The sequence below is a fragment of the Candidatus Nitrohelix vancouverensis genome (genome assembly GCA_015698305.1).
GTDB lineage: Bacteria > Nitrospinota > Nitrospinia > Nitrospinales > VA-1 > Nitrohelix > Nitrohelix vancouverensis.
In genome coordinates this window covers 338,543-355,747 of record CP048620.1, presented here as the reverse complement: position 1 = coordinate 355,747, position 17,205 = coordinate 338,543, and the positions used below count along the sequence as shown (strand labels likewise).

At 50.9% G+C, this 17,205-nt stretch carries 14 protein-coding genes and 1 tRNA gene; 7 read left to right on the top strand and 8 right to left on the bottom strand.

Annotated features, from left to right (window positions below; genetic code table 11):
• Window position 1: 1 nt before the first annotated feature.
• From G3M78_01735 to G3M78_01725, 3 genes are all read right to left on the bottom strand, one after another.
• Window positions 2–985, bottom strand: coding sequence for a DNA cytosine methyltransferase (locus G3M78_01735; protein ID QPJ64187.1), 984 nt, complete (start codon window positions 983–985; stop codon window positions 2–4).
• 91 nt (window positions 986–1,076) lie between these two features.
• A complete protein-coding gene (locus G3M78_01730) occupies window positions 1,077–1,706 on the bottom strand; it encodes a DNA-3-methyladenine glycosylase 2 family protein (GenBank protein ID QPJ64186.1) in 630 nt (209 codons plus the stop codon).
• 90 nt (window positions 1,707–1,796) lie between these two features.
• Window positions 1,797–1,871: transfer RNA gene (locus tag G3M78_01725), tRNA-Thr, on the bottom strand.
• Window positions 1,872–2,060: 189 nt separating this feature from the next.
• On the opposite strand from G3M78_01725, the gene G3M78_01720 reads away from it, so the two are divergent.
• Complete coding sequence (locus tag G3M78_01720; GenBank protein QPJ64185.1) at window positions 2,061–2,597, top strand: hypothetical protein; 537 nt, start codon at window positions 2,061–2,063, stop codon at window positions 2,595–2,597.
• A gap of 26 nt (window positions 2,598–2,623) precedes the next feature.
• Here G3M78_01720 and G3M78_01715 read toward each other — a convergent pair whose 3' ends face one another.
• Window positions 2,624–3,421 (bottom strand): hypothetical protein, encoded by a 798-nt coding sequence (locus G3M78_01715; protein ID QPJ64184.1) that lies wholly within the window; start codon window positions 3,419–3,421, stop codon window positions 2,624–2,626.
• A 93-nt stretch (window positions 3,422–3,514) separates the two neighbouring features.
• On the opposite strand from G3M78_01715, the gene G3M78_01710 reads away from it, so the two are divergent.
• Window positions 3,515–3,901 (top strand): hypothetical protein, encoded by a 387-nt coding sequence (locus tag G3M78_01710; protein ID QPJ64183.1) that lies wholly within the window; start codon window positions 3,515–3,517, stop codon window positions 3,899–3,901.
• A 24-nt stretch (window positions 3,902–3,925) separates the two neighbouring features.
• Here G3M78_01710 and G3M78_01705 read toward each other — a convergent pair whose 3' ends face one another.
• Window positions 3,926–6,004, bottom strand: coding sequence for a hypothetical protein (locus G3M78_01705; protein QPJ64182.1), 2,079 nt, complete (start codon window positions 6,002–6,004; stop codon window positions 3,926–3,928).
• Window positions 6,005–6,111: 107 nt separating this feature from the next.
• Here G3M78_01705 and G3M78_01700 point away from each other — a divergent pair, with 107 nt between their 5' ends.
• Entirely contained in the window at window positions 6,112–6,372 is a 261-nt protein-coding gene (locus G3M78_01700; protein QPJ64181.1) for a hypothetical protein, read from the top strand.
• Window positions 6,373–6,383: 11 nt separating this feature from the next.
• Here G3M78_01700 and moaB read toward each other — a convergent pair whose 3' ends face one another.
• On the bottom strand, window positions 6,384–6,905 hold the full coding sequence (gene moaB, locus G3M78_01695; GenBank protein ID QPJ64180.1) for a molybdenum cofactor biosynthesis protein B: 522 nt from the start codon (window positions 6,903–6,905) through the stop codon (window positions 6,384–6,386).
• A 102-nt stretch (window positions 6,906–7,007) separates the two neighbouring features.
• On the opposite strand from moaB, the gene G3M78_01690 reads away from it, so the two are divergent.
• Window positions 7,008–7,718 carry an SDR family oxidoreductase gene (locus G3M78_01690; protein QPJ64179.1) on the top strand — a complete coding sequence of 237 codons (711 nt, stop codon included), beginning with the start codon at window positions 7,008–7,010 and terminating at the stop codon, window positions 7,716–7,718.
• An 86-nt stretch (window positions 7,719–7,804) separates the two neighbouring features.
• Here G3M78_01690 and G3M78_01685 read toward each other — a convergent pair whose 3' ends face one another.
• Window positions 7,805–8,716, bottom strand: coding sequence for a restriction endonuclease (locus tag G3M78_01685; GenBank protein QPJ64178.1), 912 nt, complete (start codon window positions 8,714–8,716; stop codon window positions 7,805–7,807).
• 218 nt (window positions 8,717–8,934) lie between these two features.
• Entirely contained in the window at window positions 8,935–12,093 is a 3,159-nt protein-coding gene (amt, locus tag G3M78_01680; protein ID QPJ64177.1) for an ammonium transporter, read from the bottom strand.
• A 314-nt stretch (window positions 12,094–12,407) separates the two neighbouring features.
• On the opposite strand from amt, the gene G3M78_01675 reads away from it, so the two are divergent.
• From G3M78_01675 to G3M78_01665, 3 genes are all read left to right on the top strand, one after another.
• Window positions 12,408–14,210, top strand: a complete 1,803-nt coding sequence (locus tag G3M78_01675; GenBank protein ID QPJ64176.1) for a radical SAM protein — start codon at window positions 12,408–12,410, stop codon at window positions 14,208–14,210.
• Window positions 14,211–14,258: 48 nt separating this feature from the next.
• Window positions 14,259–16,073, top strand: a complete 1,815-nt coding sequence (locus tag G3M78_01670) for a radical SAM protein (protein QPJ66734.1) — start codon at window positions 14,259–14,261, stop codon at window positions 16,071–16,073.
• Between the two features lie 110 nt (window positions 16,074–16,183).
• Window positions 16,184–17,140, top strand: coding sequence for an ABC transporter substrate-binding protein (locus G3M78_01665; GenBank protein ID QPJ64175.1), 957 nt, complete (start codon window positions 16,184–16,186; stop codon window positions 17,138–17,140).
• Window positions 17,141–17,205 lie beyond the last annotated feature (65 nt).

The window sequence follows — 17,205 nt, the reverse complement described above, 5'->3', positions numbered from 1 at the left end:
GTCAGGCACTTATTCTTCCCTCTTCCCATATAAGGATCATTTGCTCCTGATTGTGTCTTTTGGGGGCTCGAGTACGCAACGCTTCTATCATATTTTCTGCTACAGCTTGAATCAAAGGAACCGTTACGGAGTTTCCAGCTTGTTTTCTGAGTTGGGTGTAGCTAACAACAATTTTGAAGCTATCTGGGAATCCCTGTAGGCGAAGCATTTCTCTAGCTGAGAGCCGCCGCCGCCCATTTACCAGTAAGTAGCTATAAGATGCACCAGCACGCAAAGCACAGGAATAAGGCAGTGCTGAAATATTTCCAGATTTATTTTGGTGCCAAATCGAAGGATAGTCAGGAATATTTTTGCAAAGATCAATGCGGCTTTGTTGAATTTTTTTGGAAGCAAAAAGCGAGGGGTCAACCATGGAATCCTCTTCCAAAATATTTGCGAGCGGTGGATAATTATGAGTCCCTTTTGGCCATGTAAAATCTATTTTTTCTCGGAATCCTACAATAATTATGCGTTCTCGCTTTTGTGGCACTCCAAAATTCAAAGCATTGAGGACCTTTGAGTAAACGGTATAACCTTGGGCGCGTAATCTTTCCATAATAACTTTAAAAGTACGGCCTCCATCATGCCCAACTAGTTGCTTGACATTTTCTAATAAAAACGCCTTGGGTTTTTTTGCCTTAATGATTCTTTCAATATCAAAAAAAAGAGTCCCCCTCGTATCAGCAAAACCTTGTCCTTCGCCCATAATCGAAAATGGTTGACAAGGAAATCCTGCAAGTAAAACATCATGCTCAGGAATATTATCTTCATAAATTTGGGTAATGTCACCGTTAGGCTTATCCCCAAAGTTCTCAAAATACATTTGTTGGGCGTACTTGTCCCATTCAGAGGTAAACACACACGTCCCACCAAGTCGATCAAATGGGATTCGAATTCCTCCGATCCCTGCAAATAAATCAATAAATTTAAATTTGTTCCAATTCATAGATTAATGATAATTACTGCGATCATAAATAATAGAAACATTTAGTCTTCGATACATAAATAATTTTAACATATTTTAAATGACTGAGGATCTATAGCTCACCATCCACAATGCGCCACATATAAAGAGCCAAAAATGATCGATATGGGGAAAACAAACCTGCTCCTTCCTTTGCTGTCACTTCTCCTGATTCACCTATAAACTTCTTAAATGTCTTTTGTACGGCAATATCCCCTTCAGGCCAAATATTTAAATCCTGGAAATAAAATAATGAAGTCATTTCTGCCGTCCATGGCCCGACACCCCAAATTTTTGTCAGGTGTGCCGAGCGAGCTTCGGTATCCAATCTCTTGAAAAAAGCATCAGATAGCTGATTCTTCTCATGGGCGTTTCTTATGTGAATAAGGGTTTTTATTTTATTTCTGGATACCCCGCATTTTTGTATGGACCTAAAGTTATCCTCGCAAAAGAAGTTTGGTATCTGGTTCTGGTTTTCACGGACTGCCGCCTCAATACGGAGCCAAATACAAGTCGAGGCCCTCGCGGAAAGTTGTTGACCCACGACAGCCCTAGAAAGAAATTGAGCTACGCCCCCTTTTCTACGGTCAGGAATGTTTAATGGACCAATGTCTAGCAAGGCATTCTGGAGAGACGGAGAAAATTTGCCAGCAATTTTAGCAAACTGCTTATGCAGCTCAGGACTCATTAAAGGTGGCTTCATTTTTGGCTTTCTTAATTGAAACTAGCTGTCTATATTGTGTCTACAAAAACAAAAAGGTGTCACGATTGAAATCGTAACACCTTGAAAAAATGGAGCCAACGCGCGGATTTGAACCGCGGACCTACTGATTACGAATCAGTTGCTCTACCCCTGAGCTACGCTGGCATTTTTCCTTATGGGTACCGAGGGACCGGCTATTAAAACGTGTTTCATTTCAAAAATCAACTGATATCTTTGTTTTCTTGTCGCTTTCTTTCCTGGCCCATATTTCCCTTCATGTTTGCTCCGGTTTGACCGTTAGGTTTTATATGTTTGGAGGTCTTTACCAGTTCTAATCTTTCACCGGAGTGTGACATGGATGCTGCTTTGGTTCGGGACAATCGCGCCCGCAAATCGCCAGGAACGGCGAAAATTTCTTCGGATGCGTCGGGGCCTTTCATGCTCGATGCGACTTTGCAATCGAGTTTGTCCAATGTGGTTTTCGGGGTTCGTGAGAACCCGAATCGACTGCTTGCGGAAAATATTCTCGAAAAATTGAGCGCTCATCTCAATATTTCCAGTTTCCCGGAGGCGGAGGCTTTGGCGCTTGTGAAGGACAACGACCCGGCTACGGTGGCGTGTCAACTGGGCCGCATGTTATCTCTGTTCTTCGAAAAATTCCTGAAAAAAAACAAGGGCGTCGATTCTCAACTGGCGCTGAATGAATATCTCGTCACAGCTTTGCATGCAGTGAACGAGGGCTTTTGCGAAACGAAGGAAATCCTCTCTGCTTTCGGTTCGATCTCCGAGCATTTCGAGCGGAACCTGGACCGGATCTATTCTTCCCTGCTGGATGAAATGGATGCGTCGCTGGAAGCGATGGGTCTGGATGTCGCAAAAACACTGGACTGAAACGCCTGGCGTATCAATTTAGAAAATCAAACGCGAACGCTGGACCAGGCCATGCTCCGATTGGCGCCGCCTGCAAAGCCGTCGCGGGTGATGAGGATGACGCCGAAGGCGTCGTCTGAATCGAACCAGCCGAGCGTGGTTTCAAGGATCGCTTGCGGGCTTTTCCCCGCCAGCGCGAGTTGATAGGCGCGGTAGGCGGTCATTTGCAGGGTGATGGCTTCGCCGCTTCCGGTGCAGGCGATCGCGCCTTCGGTTCCGGCGTAGAGGCCGCATCCGATCAGGGGCACGTCGCCGACGCGACCGGGATGGGACTGGTGCGTGCCTCCGGTGCTGAGTCCGGCGACGAATAGATCGCCGTCGAAGGCGACGCAACCCACTGTATCTTCACTCTCTTCATTTGAAAAATCCATGCTGGTATGGGTCGGAGCGTCTGCCGGGTATGGCTCGCATTGGCGGTCGCGCGCGAATTCTTCGGCGCCGCGTCCGCAGAGCAAATTGTATTCGCTTTCCAATACGGCCCGGGCGATGGCGATGGGATTTTTGAATCCCTCCACGCAGGAGACGGCGCCGAATTGACCGAGGCTGGTCATCATTGCCGCGTCCATCTGCATCACCCCGTCCGAACGCGCATGCGAACCGATGCCCGCGTTGAAGCGCGGGTCGTTTTCAAGTTCGACCACGGCGCAGCACATTGCATCGGCGAGGGTCGCGTCGGATTGCCAGAGTTTCACGCCCGCCGTTGCGGCGCGCATGGAGCCGTCGGCGTATTCATTTTTAGATCCCGCCCCGCCGTGAGTCAACAGCGTCAAGCCCGTTCGTTGCATTTTCTGTGCGCCTCAAATCAGACGATCCATATTGATCTTTACAGGATTTAAGGATATCCTGTTCTCATTCCAAATTAACCGAGCGAGCGCGTTGTGGTCAAATTTTGTTTGAAGTGTAAAAACTCTTTCTGGGGCGGAAAGTTCTGCCCTAAATGCGAAGGCGAAGAGCCCTTGCTCGATATGGCTGACCCGGCCAGTCGTCAGTACCTGCCTGAATTGAACGTCGATGTTCGTCCCAAATATTTTGCCCGTAGCGCCATGCTACTGACTTGTTTCGGTTCGATCATGGCCCTGCCGTTGGGGATGTTCATTTTTCTACGCGGCATGTCCGAGTCGGGCAACACGATTCTTTGGGCTTGTATGGGCGGCGGAACGGTGGTGGCGGTGGCCTGGGGCTCCTGGGTTCTTTCGCGCAAACTGTTCGACAAGAAAATGGAAGACGTCGAAGACGACCCCACCAAGATCCCGCAAATCGACTGATTCCTCTTCCATCAAGATCCAGATTTATTCGGCGGCTCGGGCGAGGCTGGCGAACCATTGTCCGCGTTTGGTCAGGCGCGGGCCGTTGGGGCCGGGCTGAACCAGACCCTGCTTGAGCATTTCGTTGAGCAGACGTTCTTTCTGCAGAGGCTCCATATCCTGAGGTTCGGAAGGGTGGGCGCGGGTGGCGAGGCGTTCGACCCATTGCGCTTCGAGTCGGCAGAGTTCGTTGCTTTCATCCTTCATGCTTTGCATGAGGATGCGGATCAGGCTTTCGCCGATGAGTTTCAGAGCGGGGGTGTCTCCCATCGCTCCGCGCAGGTTGATGCCGATTTTATTTTCCGTCCCCGAATTGCGCACGAAGATTCCGGCGCGTCGTTTGCCGCCGGGTTTCGCTTCCACATAGAGCATGTCCGGGTCTTCCGGGAAATCCACGACCCGGCTCTCCCAGCCTTTGGCCTGGGTTGATTTGAGAATTTCTTTTTTGATCTGCTTCCAGATCGCGCTGTCCTGCGCGAACAGTTCCTTCTTTACATAGTAAGCATAGAGCGTCGCCTTGAAGCCTTGCCGAAAGGGAGGACGAAAGGCGCGAAATTTGGTCTGTTTGGCGTCGTGTTCGGCGGCGAAGGTGTTGAGAGCACTTTTCAATCCACTGCCGAAAAACACCACGGCGCGTTTGCCGTTTTTCAGTTCCAGCCTGCCGGGTGTGATGTTGTGTCCGGTCTCTTCGCTCCCCACCACAATTTGTTGCGCCAGCGTTGCGTCGACCGCATCGGGAGAATGCCCGGCGCGTTCGATCAAGGCGTTGAGTTTGTGTTCCAGTTTCTGGAGTTTCGCGACATCCGGCGGGCTGACGCCTGCGCTCAATTCTTCCCATTGCTCCAGCAGGGAAGCGGAAAGAGGAATTTCATGGTCGTTCAAAAAACCGATGCGCGCCGAGATGAGGGCTTTGGCGAATTGCAGTTGAATCCATTTGTCGCCGACGGCGGTCAGGCAGGATTGCAGGCCCAGCGCTTCGACCGCGCCGCTGACGTTGAGGTCGCTTTCGACGGTGTTGACGAAACGCGCGCCCTTCGCCTGTTTCGCCGAGAAAAACCGCGCTTGCAGATACGCCGTGTCGTCTCCGCCGGAGACATGCACGCATTGTTGCGCCGGGTCGTAGTCGAGTTTGTAAAATCGGTCGGCGTCGGCGTCGAACACCGCGCCTGCGAGACGTTTTTTTCCAGACTTTAATTCTTTCGCAAATCGCGAAGCCAGTTGAAACAATTTTCTAACGGCCTGATGCGTGAAAAATTTTCCTTCTTTATTGAGCGCATCCGCCTGGGAGATGACGCGGCACCCCTCCAGATCGGCGACGCCGCCGTTACGGTTCACCGCGCCCGCTCCGTTGTTCACTTCATAGACATGACCGAAACCGGCCTTGCGAAAGATAGGAGCGGCGAGTTTGCTGAGCGAGCCATTGGCCGGATCGACGACCAGCGCCCAGTTGCGAAACTGAGAGTCCGAAGCCTTGCGATGATCGAACCATGCGTTTTCAGGCGCGAGGGAGAATTTTCGGAACAGAGCCAGCGCGTCGTCTCGACAATCCTTCAATTTGCCGCTGAGCGGTCTGCGATGAATCTGCGCATAGTCGAGCGATAGAATCCGTCGCGATAAAGTGGCGTCGTTTTTTGGGAAGGGTTTGAGTCCGCGATAGCCGTTAAAAATTTTGATTCCATTTTGATCGGGCGGGTTGTGCGAGGCCGTCACCATCATGCCGCCGCTTCCCTGTTCGTACAGCATGTACAGGGGAACCAGTGGGGTGGGGACCACGCCGAGGACCCATGCGTCGCAGTTGGCGCGTCGAACCCCGCGCACCACGGACGATGTGAAAACGCCGTCGGGGTCGCGCGGGTCCCAGCCGATCACGATAGCCGGTCTTTCAGTCCTGTGCGCGCTGTTGAAAACCTGCGTGGCATGAGCGTAGGCGTAGAGTTCCATGAACTCTTCCGTCAACACGCCGTGTTTAAGAAAAGCCTTCTGCGGCGAGACGCCGGGTAGTTGTTTTGCGCGTTTGATTTCGCGACGGATCCCGTCGGTTCCCTGCAAGCGAATAGAAGTCATTAATTATTGAATTTACAGAGGTTTTTTCGGTTTTAATGGATTTTTTAGAGAAGCAAAGTTACAATTCCTGAAGAGTTCTTTTTTGTCACCCCTCACGATAAGGCGACATGGCCTACAACTCCCACATCACCAAAGATACCATCGGCGTTGAGATACGCACCACGAACGAGCGCATCGAAGGAAAGATTTTCAAGATGCCGAAAAACCGCATGCTGGATTATCTGAACCAAATGGAAGAGAGCTTCATCCCCGTCACCGAAGTCAGCGTATACGACGCCGCTTCCGGCAAGCTCTTGTTCGAATCGGAATTCATCGCGCTTAACAAAAAACACATCATCTTTATATCCGACCAGGTCGAATCCGCCTGATCGAGCGCGTCTTATTTTTCCATCAAACGCGGCATCAGTTCCACGAGATTGCAGGGCTTGTGCTGGCTGTTCAGTTGATGGACGATGATATCGTCCCAGCCATCCTTGCAAGCGCCCGTCGAACCCGGTAAGGCGAACAGGAAAGTTCCGTTGGCGACGCCCGCCGTCGCGCGCGATTGAATCGTCGATGTTTTTATGTTCTGGTAGCTGAGCATGCGAAACAACTCGCCGAATCCGGGAATTGGTTTTTCATACAAAGCCTCGAAGGCCTCCGGCGTCACGTCGCGACCGGTCACGCCCGTCCCGCCGGTGGAGATCACCACGTCGACGTCAGGACTTGCGATCCATTCTTTCAACGCCGCCTGGAGCAGAGGGATTTCGTCCTTCACGATGCGTTTCTCTACCAGATTATGCCCCGCCGCCTTGACCCGATCGACCAGCGTTTGTCCCGATTTGTCGTCGGCGTCCGTGCGCGTGTCCGATACCGTCAAGATCACAATATTCACTACTTTTTTCTGACTTGTCTCTTCCATCCGAAGATCTCCAAATGAATGGGCTGGAATTAAACCGGAATTTATCGTTAAATGCAGGTTGTAAAACCGAAAGTATACCCGTATTGCCAAAGGGGTTCAAGCATGCCAACAGCGCTCATCACCGGAGGCGCCGTCCGCATCGGGCGCGCGCTGGTCCTTCACCTTGCCAATCTGGGCTGGGACATCGCCCTGCATTATAACCGATCCGAATCGCAAGCCAACGCCACGCTCAAGGAAGTTAAATTTCTGAAACGGCGCGGCGAAGCCTTCGCCTGCGACCTGTCCGATCTGGAAGCGGTCGAACAATTGACGGGGCAGGTTCTGGAATCCTTTCCCGATCTGGAATTACTGATCAATTGCGCGTCGCTGTTTCTGAACGAGTCGGTGGAAAACACGAGTCGCGAGACCCTGGAGAAAACCCTCAACATCAATCTGTCCGCGCCCTATATTCTGATGCGCGATTATAAAAGGAAGGTGGGGAAGGGGATGATCGTCAATATCCTCGATGAACGGATCAAGCGCAACGTTCCCGCCTTCGCCGCCTATTCCGTATCCAAGGTCGCCCTGTCCCACCTCACCCATCTTGCGGCGGTGGACTGGGGAAGCGAAGTGCGCGTGAACGCCATCGCCCCCGGCCTGATCCTTCCGCCCGTGGGCGGCGATCCCGGTTATCTGAAACGCGCGGCAAAGAATATTCCCGCCCAGAATCACGGCGACACCGAAGACATCGTGCGCGCCCTGCAATACCTCATCGAAAGCCCCTTCGTGAACGGCGAAACCCTGTTCGTCGACGGCGGCGAATCCAAGGGGTGAAATCCCCTTGCTAAATTTGATTGGAATTTTTAATAGACAGCATCTGTCGTGTCTGGATCAGGTAAGTCTGGCAAAAATGATTTGTTTTAATCTTCGGAGAAGAAGTCGGAATCGATTTTTTTTATTTCATAATAGTCAGCCGTATTGACTCCAATATTATATTCAAACATTAAATCAGCCAGTCGTTGTCCATCGATCAGAATGATCCTACTATTGACGTCTTCAGCATAGGCTTCCGCCTCCTTTGTGAAATAAGAAGTTGTGATGAAAACTCCTTTGGATGCTTGTTTGCCAAGTAGCGCGCCCGCGAATTTCTGAATTTCGGGTCGCCCGATGGTGTTTGTATCCCATTTTTTCGCCTGGACATAAATTACATCCAATCCCAACTTATCTTCTTTGATCAGTCCATCAATTCCTTCGTCGCCACTTTTCCCAATTGCCATTCCGGCGTCTTTGACTGAACCGCCGTAACCCATTGCGAGCAATAGCTTGATCACGAGCCGCTCAAAAAACTGCGGCGAACAGGATTTGATATTTACCAGAATGTCATCGAGAATTTCATTTTTTAATGTTTGAAATCCTTCTTCGATTTGCTCTGATGGAGTTCTGTCAGAGGATGTTTCTGTTTCTGAATTGGCGATGTTCTCATTGTCTTGCTTGGTTCTGAACGCGACAAATGAAGGGAATTTTTTTAGAAATTTTATATTTATTTTATTCGGATTTGTATTGAGAACATCCCGTCCCGCTTGTGTGATTCTGAGAACCCCTCTCTTGGGTCTTTCCAGTAATCCAGCTTTGACTAGGTAAACTTGCGCCCATGCAACGCGGTTTCTGAAAACAGCTTGTTTACCGCTGGGTAAAAGTTGCGCTTCTTCCTCTGGGGTTAGCTGAAATTCGCCAGCCAATCGTTTTCTGATTTGAGCATTGTCGATCGTACCCTTGACATCGCACTGTCTTAACAGGGGAAGCATGATTGTCTGGAAATCAGGTATGGCCAATTAGAGCCTCGAAGTAAATGAGAGGAAACCTTATAATTGATGAATGATGGTCAATCGAATCCTATTTCAGGGTGCGGATAAAGTCAAGTTCCTGTCAACTGATATGGGGATAATGTGTAATTCTGATTTTCCGAAACTTCCCTGTTTTCTTATTGGGGAATAGCGGGTAATCAAGGTGGGTGGTCTGTTGTGGCGGGAAACGTTTTATTGCCTGCTTGTCATTCCGTATCTGCGGTGACTTGATCGAGAATGTTGTTGATTTCGACGCAGTCGTATTTGTTTAGGAGCGCTTTGATGCGCTTGATTAATGCTTCCTGTCCTGGTTTCCCCAGTCCCGCCAAATCTTTCAGCCCCTGTTCCAGGTCGGTAATATTGTATTGCTCTGAAGCCAGTTTCATTTTCGTGAGAATGTTTTCGGGAATCGTGAGATTTGAAAAGTCGATTTCATCTTCAAGAGGGTCTTTGCTTTCTACCGGCGCGGCTGTCGCGTATTCATATTCGACGTTGAGCAGGTTTTTCAGGCATGTGAAAATTTCATCGTCGCGAAAGGGTTTTGAAATGAAGCCATGAAAACCCTGCTTGCTGAACCTCTCTTCGAGGATTCCCAGCACGGAAGCGGTGATGACCACAACCTGATAACGGTTTGGGTCGTAGCGTTTTTGTATTTCCGCCATCGCCTCCTCTCCGTCCATGATGGGCATGCGAATGTCCATGAAGATAATGTCCGGCTCGAACTCTGGAATTTTATCCAGCGCCTCCTGGCCGTTTTCAGCGCAAACAACCTGCGCGGCGATATCCGTGAGAAGCAATCTCAGGACGTCGCGATTTTCTTTGATATCATCCACAACCAAGGCTTTGACCTGATGCCCTTCGGCTAACCGGATGACTTTGCCTGTCCGCTCCGGTTGTCTGCGAAGTTGGCCGGTTGCAGATGGCAGGCGCAGAGTGAAGTAGAAACGGGAACCCTTGCCTGGTTGCGACGCCAGTTTCAGGTCTGATTTCAGCAGCTCCAGTTGTTTTTTTGAAATGGCAAGCCCCAGCCCGGTTCCCCCTTCCTTTGCCCCTTCATCGTCCTGGCCAAAGGGTTGGAAGATGATTTTCTGATTTTCTTCCGTGATCCCACGCCCGGTGTCTGCGATCTCGAACAGGTAACGATCATTTTCTTTAGGGGAGATTTGGAGAGAAACGGATCCGGCTTTAGTGAATTTTACGGCGTTGCCAATCAGATTGATGAGAACCTGCCGCAGTTTTCCATCGTCGCCAAAGACGATCCGCTCTTGATCAATTCCCTGTACCGTCCATTCAAGATTTTTCTCTTTGCATCGAAGTTTGAACATGTCGTTGATCCCGCAAATCAGATCATGCAGATCAAAATCGTTCGCGATCACTTCCATCTTCCCGGCTTCAATTTTTGAGAGATCGAGTATCTCGTTGATAAGGCTGAGCAGGTTTTGTCCGCTTCTGCCAATCGTTGTAAGGGCGTCTTTTGTTTCAGGATCAAACCTGTCGTTTCGCAGAAGGATTTGAGAGTAGCCCAGTATCGCGTTCATGGGAGTGCGAATTTCATGACTCATGTTGGCCAGGAAATTACTTTTGGCAAGGTTGGCCTTCTCGGCGGAATCTTTGGCGTCCTCCAACTGCCTTTCGAAGATCTTGCGCTGGGTGATGTCCTTGAACACCACGACGGCGCCGATGATGACTCCGTTGTCGATCATGGGAGCGCTCACATATTCTACAGGGAAGCTGGTCCCGTCTTTCCTCCAGAACACTTCATCGGATTCCTGATGTACCTTGCCGTCGTGCAGGGCTTTGTAGATATGGCATTCTTCGCGTTTATAGGGAGCTCCATCGGCATGGGTGTGATGAATCAATGCGTGCTGGGATTCGTTGCGCATTTCATCAATGGTATAACCGAGCAATTGTTCCGCAACCTGGTTGGCGAAAGTGGTGTTGCCTTTCAGATCGAGACCATAAATGCCTTCTCCTGATGAGTTCAGGATCAAATCCTGCTGTTGATTCGCCTGATACAGTTCCTGCTCTTTGGAAATAACGGCGTCGACCACTTTATTGTAGACTTTGGCGATCTGGCCGACTTCTGTATGCGGCTCCACGTTGACTGAAGAGAGTTTGCTCGATTGTTGATGCGCGTCCATTTCCGTTAAAAGATCGAGCAGAGCGGTGCTGGCGCCATGCTCGGAGATATTCAATCCCTGAATTTCAGCTTCCTTATTGACGCGAAGGGGAGTCCAGCGATTGACGAGTTTTAGCAAGCAGTAGGAAGCGCCAAAGGCCCAGAGAAAAGTGACGCCGACTCCCTGCGCCTGAACGATGAATTGTTCCCATCGGTTCAGACCAGTTCCCCATGTCTCAGAGGCGCCAAAAATAGCGACCGCCAGAGTCCCCCATATCCCGGGGACGGCATGAACTTGAAAGGCGCCGATTGCGTCGTCAACGCCCAGCTTGTCGAGCAGCAAATCGGAGACAAAGAATACAATGCTTGCGATCAGGCCAATGCCAACCGCCGCCAGGGGTTGCATAATATGACAGGATGCGGTGATGGCGACCAGCCCGGCAAGGGCGCCGTTGATGACGATTTCCACCCGCGCCTGACCATAATATTTCCATGACAGGAAGGTTGCGAGGAGACAACTGAATGTCCCGGCAAGCAGCGTGTTGATTAAAATTTTCGGGATGCGTTCATCCAGCCCCAGAGCGCTGCCGCCATTGAAGCCCATCCAGCCGAAGATCAGGAGGTAGGCGCCCAGGGTCGCCAAGGGAAGATTTTGCCCCTGGATTTGTCTGCCATTTGCGAACGCGCCAATTCGCGGGCCTATGACGAGAACCGCGGCCAGCGCCACCCAGCCGCCGGTAGAATGCACAACCGTGGCTCCGGCGAAATCGATGAATCCCTGACCCGCCAACCAGCCGTTTCTGGCTCCGCTTTCAAGACCGCCCCATATCCAGTGGCCGATGACAGGATAGATGCATCCTGAAATGATAACGCTCACGATAATATAGCCGACAAAACGCATTCTTTCCGCAACCGCGCCGGAAACAATGGTCGTCGCGGTTCCGCAGAAAATCATCTGGAAGATGAAAAAAGCGGAGAGCCATGCGTTGGAGTATTCGTCGAACAGAAACCGGTTGGAGCCGATCCAGCCTTCGACGCTGGCTCCAAACATCAAGCCAAAGCCAAAGATCCAGAAAATTGCAGAGGAGATGAAAAAATCAACAAAGTTTTTAATCGCTACATTGATGCTGTTCTTTGCGCGAACATAGCCCGTCTCCAAACATAAAAACCCGCCTTGCATCAACAAGACCATTGCAGAACAGATCAGAATCCATCCGGTGTCTTGAAAGCTATGCGTTACGGGCATATGGTTATTCTCTGATTAAATGTAGAAAATCCGTAGGAACTGGCGCCTATACTGGCATGATTTCTCCGAGTTAAAGCATTTGTAGAATTTGCTTCAAAATAGCTAGACCAAGAGCTTGCATGTCATTCGATTAAATTATAAGTTTAAGTTGTTGTATATATTGTATGGGTAAAAGAGTTATGAAGGCAAACAATTTAGCTTTGATAAACATTTAAGGGGAGCTAAGGTTTGTTAAACTCTGGAGGAAGGATTGAATTTCCCGGCTTTTCTTTCTTATTGGGGAATAGCGGGCAAAATGGTAGACTGATTTACCCATGAAAACTTTACTTATATTCCCATCGCAATGGTATCCGACTCAGCCCTATCTGAGCACTCCCTACTTGACCGCGTATCTGCGTTCCAAGGGTTGGGATGTGGCGCAAAGGGATTTTAATATCGAGTCTTACGACAGTTTTTTGTCCGAGCCGGTTTTGACGGGCATTGCGGGCAAGATCGACGCCAAGCTGGAGGCGATTCGCTCCAAGAAGACTTTCAGCATCAAGGACAAGTCTTTGATGGATGTGCTGGCGACGGGGCAGAAATTCTCTGGCGCGATCATCTCCCAGATCGAAGACGCCAAGGCGGTGATGCGCACGCCGGAGCGGTTTTTTGATTTTGAGTCCTACCGTCAGGCGGACCTCATCATCAAGTCGGCTCTGAAGCTGGTTTCCGATGTTTACGCCCCGGCTGTCTTCAACCTTTCTACTTTTGAGAGCGGCATTCGCGCTGAGGAGTCCACGCGCAAGGCGGCGGCAGCGTCGCGCGATCCGCTGACCAATCCTTTCATCGAATTGTACGATCAGACCCTGTTGCCGACGGAGTCGTGGGAAGACTACGCCGTCGTTGGCATTTCGATTGTCGGCATCTCGCAGATCATCCCCGGTCTGACCCTGGCGCGGATGTTGAAAGAACGTTATCCGCATTTGCATGTCACGCTGGGCGGCCCGATTTTCAGCGTGAACGCGACGCAGTTGTTGGGTCATCCCGAATTTTTTGACGAGTTCTGCCACAGCATCGTGACTTTCGAGGGGGAAGAGCCGCTCAATCAATTATTGAATTGCCTGAAAAAAGATATTCCGCTGGGCGCGGCGCCGAATCTGATCTTTGTCGAAGACGGCGAAGTGAAGATCAACAAGGAACGGGTGGAGATGCGTTTCGAGGAAGTGCCGCACCCGACTTTCGACGGCTTGCCGATGGAGAAGTATCTATCGCCTTATCCCATCATTCCGGTTCTGCAAAGCCGCGGTTGCTACTGGGGCAAATGTACATTTTGCACGCACAGTTATGTGTACGGGCACCGTTACGGCAAGCAACGCACCGATCAGATGGTGGATGAGCTGGAAGCGCACAGCAAGGAATTCAACACCAAATATTTTACCTTCTCTGACGAAGCGGTCTCGCCGCATTCCCTGAACGACGTGTCCGACGCCCTGCTGGAGCGCGGCGTCGAGATCAAATCGCTGGCTCTGCTGAAATTCGAGAAGGTGATGGACGATGAACTGTTCCGCAAGATTCACGACGCCGGATTCATTTTCCTCATGTATGGAATGGAGAGCGCCAACGACCGCGTGCTCGCGCTCATCGATAAAGGCACGACCAAGGCGGTAGAGCGCGACGTGCTGATGCGTAGTCACAAGGCGGGGATCTGGAATCACGCCTTCCTGTTTTTTGGGTTTCCGACGGAGACCCGGCCGGAAGCGCAGGAGACCATCGATTTTCTGATGGGCAATCTGGAGTCGATCCATTCCTTTGGGCCGGGCGTGTTTTTGCTGAACCGCGATTCAAGTTGCTATCAATTTCCCGACAAATATTCGATCAAGAAAATCATTCAGGACCCCGACGCCGATATCGCCATGAATCTGGATTTTTTGACGGACGTGGGAATGTCGCGCGCCGAGGCGGTTGAAATGAATGACAAGTGCATCAAACTGGCGGAAGAGAATTTTTCATCGCTTCGATTATGGGGCACCCTGCCGCGCGAACATTTCCTGCTGTATCTGGACCATTTCGGAAAAGACGCGCTCAGCGGTCAAGGCCCCAAAAAGACTAAAGACCCCAAGGCGTTTTGTGAAGCCTGAGCGTTCCCGCGTTGTTCCGGGAATGCGTTTCAGCGAAAGGCGTGAATGATGAAAGTGTTGCTTTTATTTCCACCGGACTGGTTGCCTTCGGAGCCGTATCTGAGTCTGCCTTCCCTGACCTCGGTCCTGCGACCGGCGGGGCACGATGTGACGCAGATGGACGTCAACGTGGAAATGTACGACCTGTTTTTCAGCCGCGATTTCATGAAAACGGTTTCAGAGCGCATCGCGTTTGAGTTGCGTCACCTGCAACATGTCGCCGGGGAGCGGGAACTCAATCCCGAAGAAAGCGCGCTCCGCGATCAACTCGCCGCGCTCACGCCTGAGCGCATCGATCAGATCGGTCGCGATGCGGAAACCGCGAAAGCCATCCTGCGAAGCGAAGACTTCTACGAAATAGAAAAGCTGGAATGGGCCACTCACTGCCTGCATGAGACGATGGCGACGATTTCTCTGGGCTACTACCCGGCGCAGATCTGTTTTCCTCCGATCGAAACCGACCTGGTTTACAAACCCTTCATGTCCTCCGAAGTGCTGGAGTCTCTCGACGACGAGCAGATCAATGTGTATCGCGACGTCTACGAACGCTTGGTGCGACCGGTGATGCAAAAGGAGAAGCCGGGCGTGGTCGGTATTTCCATCGTTCAGCAAAAGCAGGTGATTCCGACCTTCACCTTCTGCAAGATGATCAAGGAAGAGTTCCCCGACACGCATATCACCATCGGCGGCAACATCGTCACGCGCTTGCGCGACGTGATCAAAGAGAACGAGGAATTGTTTCAGTATTACGATTCGGCGGTGATCTATGAAGGCGAGAGCGCCTTTCTACAATTGGTGGATTTGCTGGACAAGGGAGAGAGCGATTTCTCCACCCTGCCGAACCTGATCTATAAAACTTCGGACGGCGTTCAAACAAACAAGGATGTCAGCGCCGAAGACCTTTCGCAATTGCCGCCGCCGGATTTCGACGGACTGCCGCTGGAAAAATATTTTGTGCCCCGGCTCATTTTGCCTTACCTCGCCACACGCGGTTGCTATTGGGGACGATGTACTTTTTGCGATCATTTTCAGGGCTATGTGGAAGGCTTCCGAACCAAACCGGTCGCACAGATTGTCGACGAAATTAAATTCCTTAAAGCCAAATACGAAACGCGCTACATGCATTTCACCGACGAATCCTATCCCCCGGCGCACTTCAGGAAGCTGTCGCAGGAATTGATTCGGCAGGATGTCGATATCGCCTGGACCACGCACATGCGCTTCGAGGAGTCTTTGCTGGATAAAAAGGTCTGGGAGGAAGCGGCGCAATCGGGCTGTCGTTACCTGCACTTCGGTTACGAGTCGGGAAACCAGCGCGTGCTCAAGCTGATGGACAAGGCGACGCAACTGGATGCGATACGGACCAATTTGAAATTATCTTCCGAGGCGGGAATCTGGAATCATATCATGGGCTTTTTTGGTTTCCCTGGCGAGACGAAGGAAGAAGCCGAGGACAGCAAAAAGTTTTGCGAAGAGAACAAAGATTATATACATTCTCTGGGATTCATGACCTTCGTGCTGGGTCGTTACAGTCCCGTCGCGTTCGAGCCGGAGAAGTACGGCGTGTCTACTTACAAGAATCCAGAATGGGATTTGGCGATGGATTATTATTTTACGGTGGATCAAGGATTGAGCATCAACGAGGCATTGGAAGTGTTTGAAGAGTTCGAGCGTCACCACGATCCCAAATGGGATTTGAGAACCTGCGTCCGCGAATACATTTTCCTGTACATCGATCATTTCAAGGACAACAAATTACCGCACATACAAATGACCCCGGAGCAGAGGGCCATGATGCGGCAAAGTTCGGTCAGTATGGTTTAGTCGGTCTCCCACGACTTGTTGTCGGCGTTCCATTTATTCCAGCAGACATCAATCTATTAATCACTCTCGGTTCATTTGCATGAATGAATGGGCTGACAGGAGTTGTCTTCATGAAAGTCGTTACGCTTCTTCCATCCGCAACGGAAATTGTTTGTCGTCTGGGTATGGAATCTTCCCTGGTTGGCGTGTCGCACGAATGCGATTTTCCTGAATCGATCAGCGCGCTTCCTCATTTGACCTCGTCGCGGATCAATGTACGCGCTTCAAGCGGTGAGATTCACCAGTCCGTCGAGGATATTTTAAAATCGACCGTCAGTATTTATGATTTGAACGTCGAATTGTTGCAGGAGCTTCAACCAGACATCGTCATCACCCAGGATTTATGCGATGTGTGCGCGGTGTCCTTTGATAAAGTCGAAGAGGCCTGTCGAACTCTGACAGGGAAAGAAGTGAAGATCATTTCCCTGCGTCCGCGCGGCTGGGGTGATATTTGGGATGATGTGGCGCGAGTGGCCGAAGCGCTGGGCGCCCAGGATACCTGTCGTAGTTTGATGATGGAAGTGCAGGAAAGAATTCGCACGGTCCGCGACCGCGTGATCAGCAAGAAGCCGCCGCGCCGGAAAGTGCTGGCGATTGAATGGATCGATCCTGTCATGGCGGGTGGTTTGTGGTTGCCTGAAATGATCGAGATGATCCGTTGCGAGGCTCTGGAAGCCAAGGCGGGAATGAACGCCGTCACGCTTTCAAAGGAACGCCTGAATGAAATCAACCCGGATGTGGTGATCGTCAAGCCTTGCGGTTACAAGATGAGCAAAACCTTGAGCGAAATCGAAGCCCTGAAGGGCGCCGCCCCCTGGAGCGGTTGGAAGGCGGGAATCAATAATGAAACCTACCTGGTCGACGGCAACAGTTATTTCAATCGACCGGGACCGCGCCTGCTCGATTCGCTGGAGATTCTGGCCGCCTGCGTTCACCCGGATTTGTTTCCAGAATTTGAAAGTCGCTATGCCGCGTCGGTGATTCGCGCCGGGGGCCGGGAATCGATCCCCTCCCTTGCGACGGCTTAGTCGGGCAATTTTAACGGGTTGTCTTTCGAGACGATCAGGCAACTTATAATTTTTTGTGAATTTAA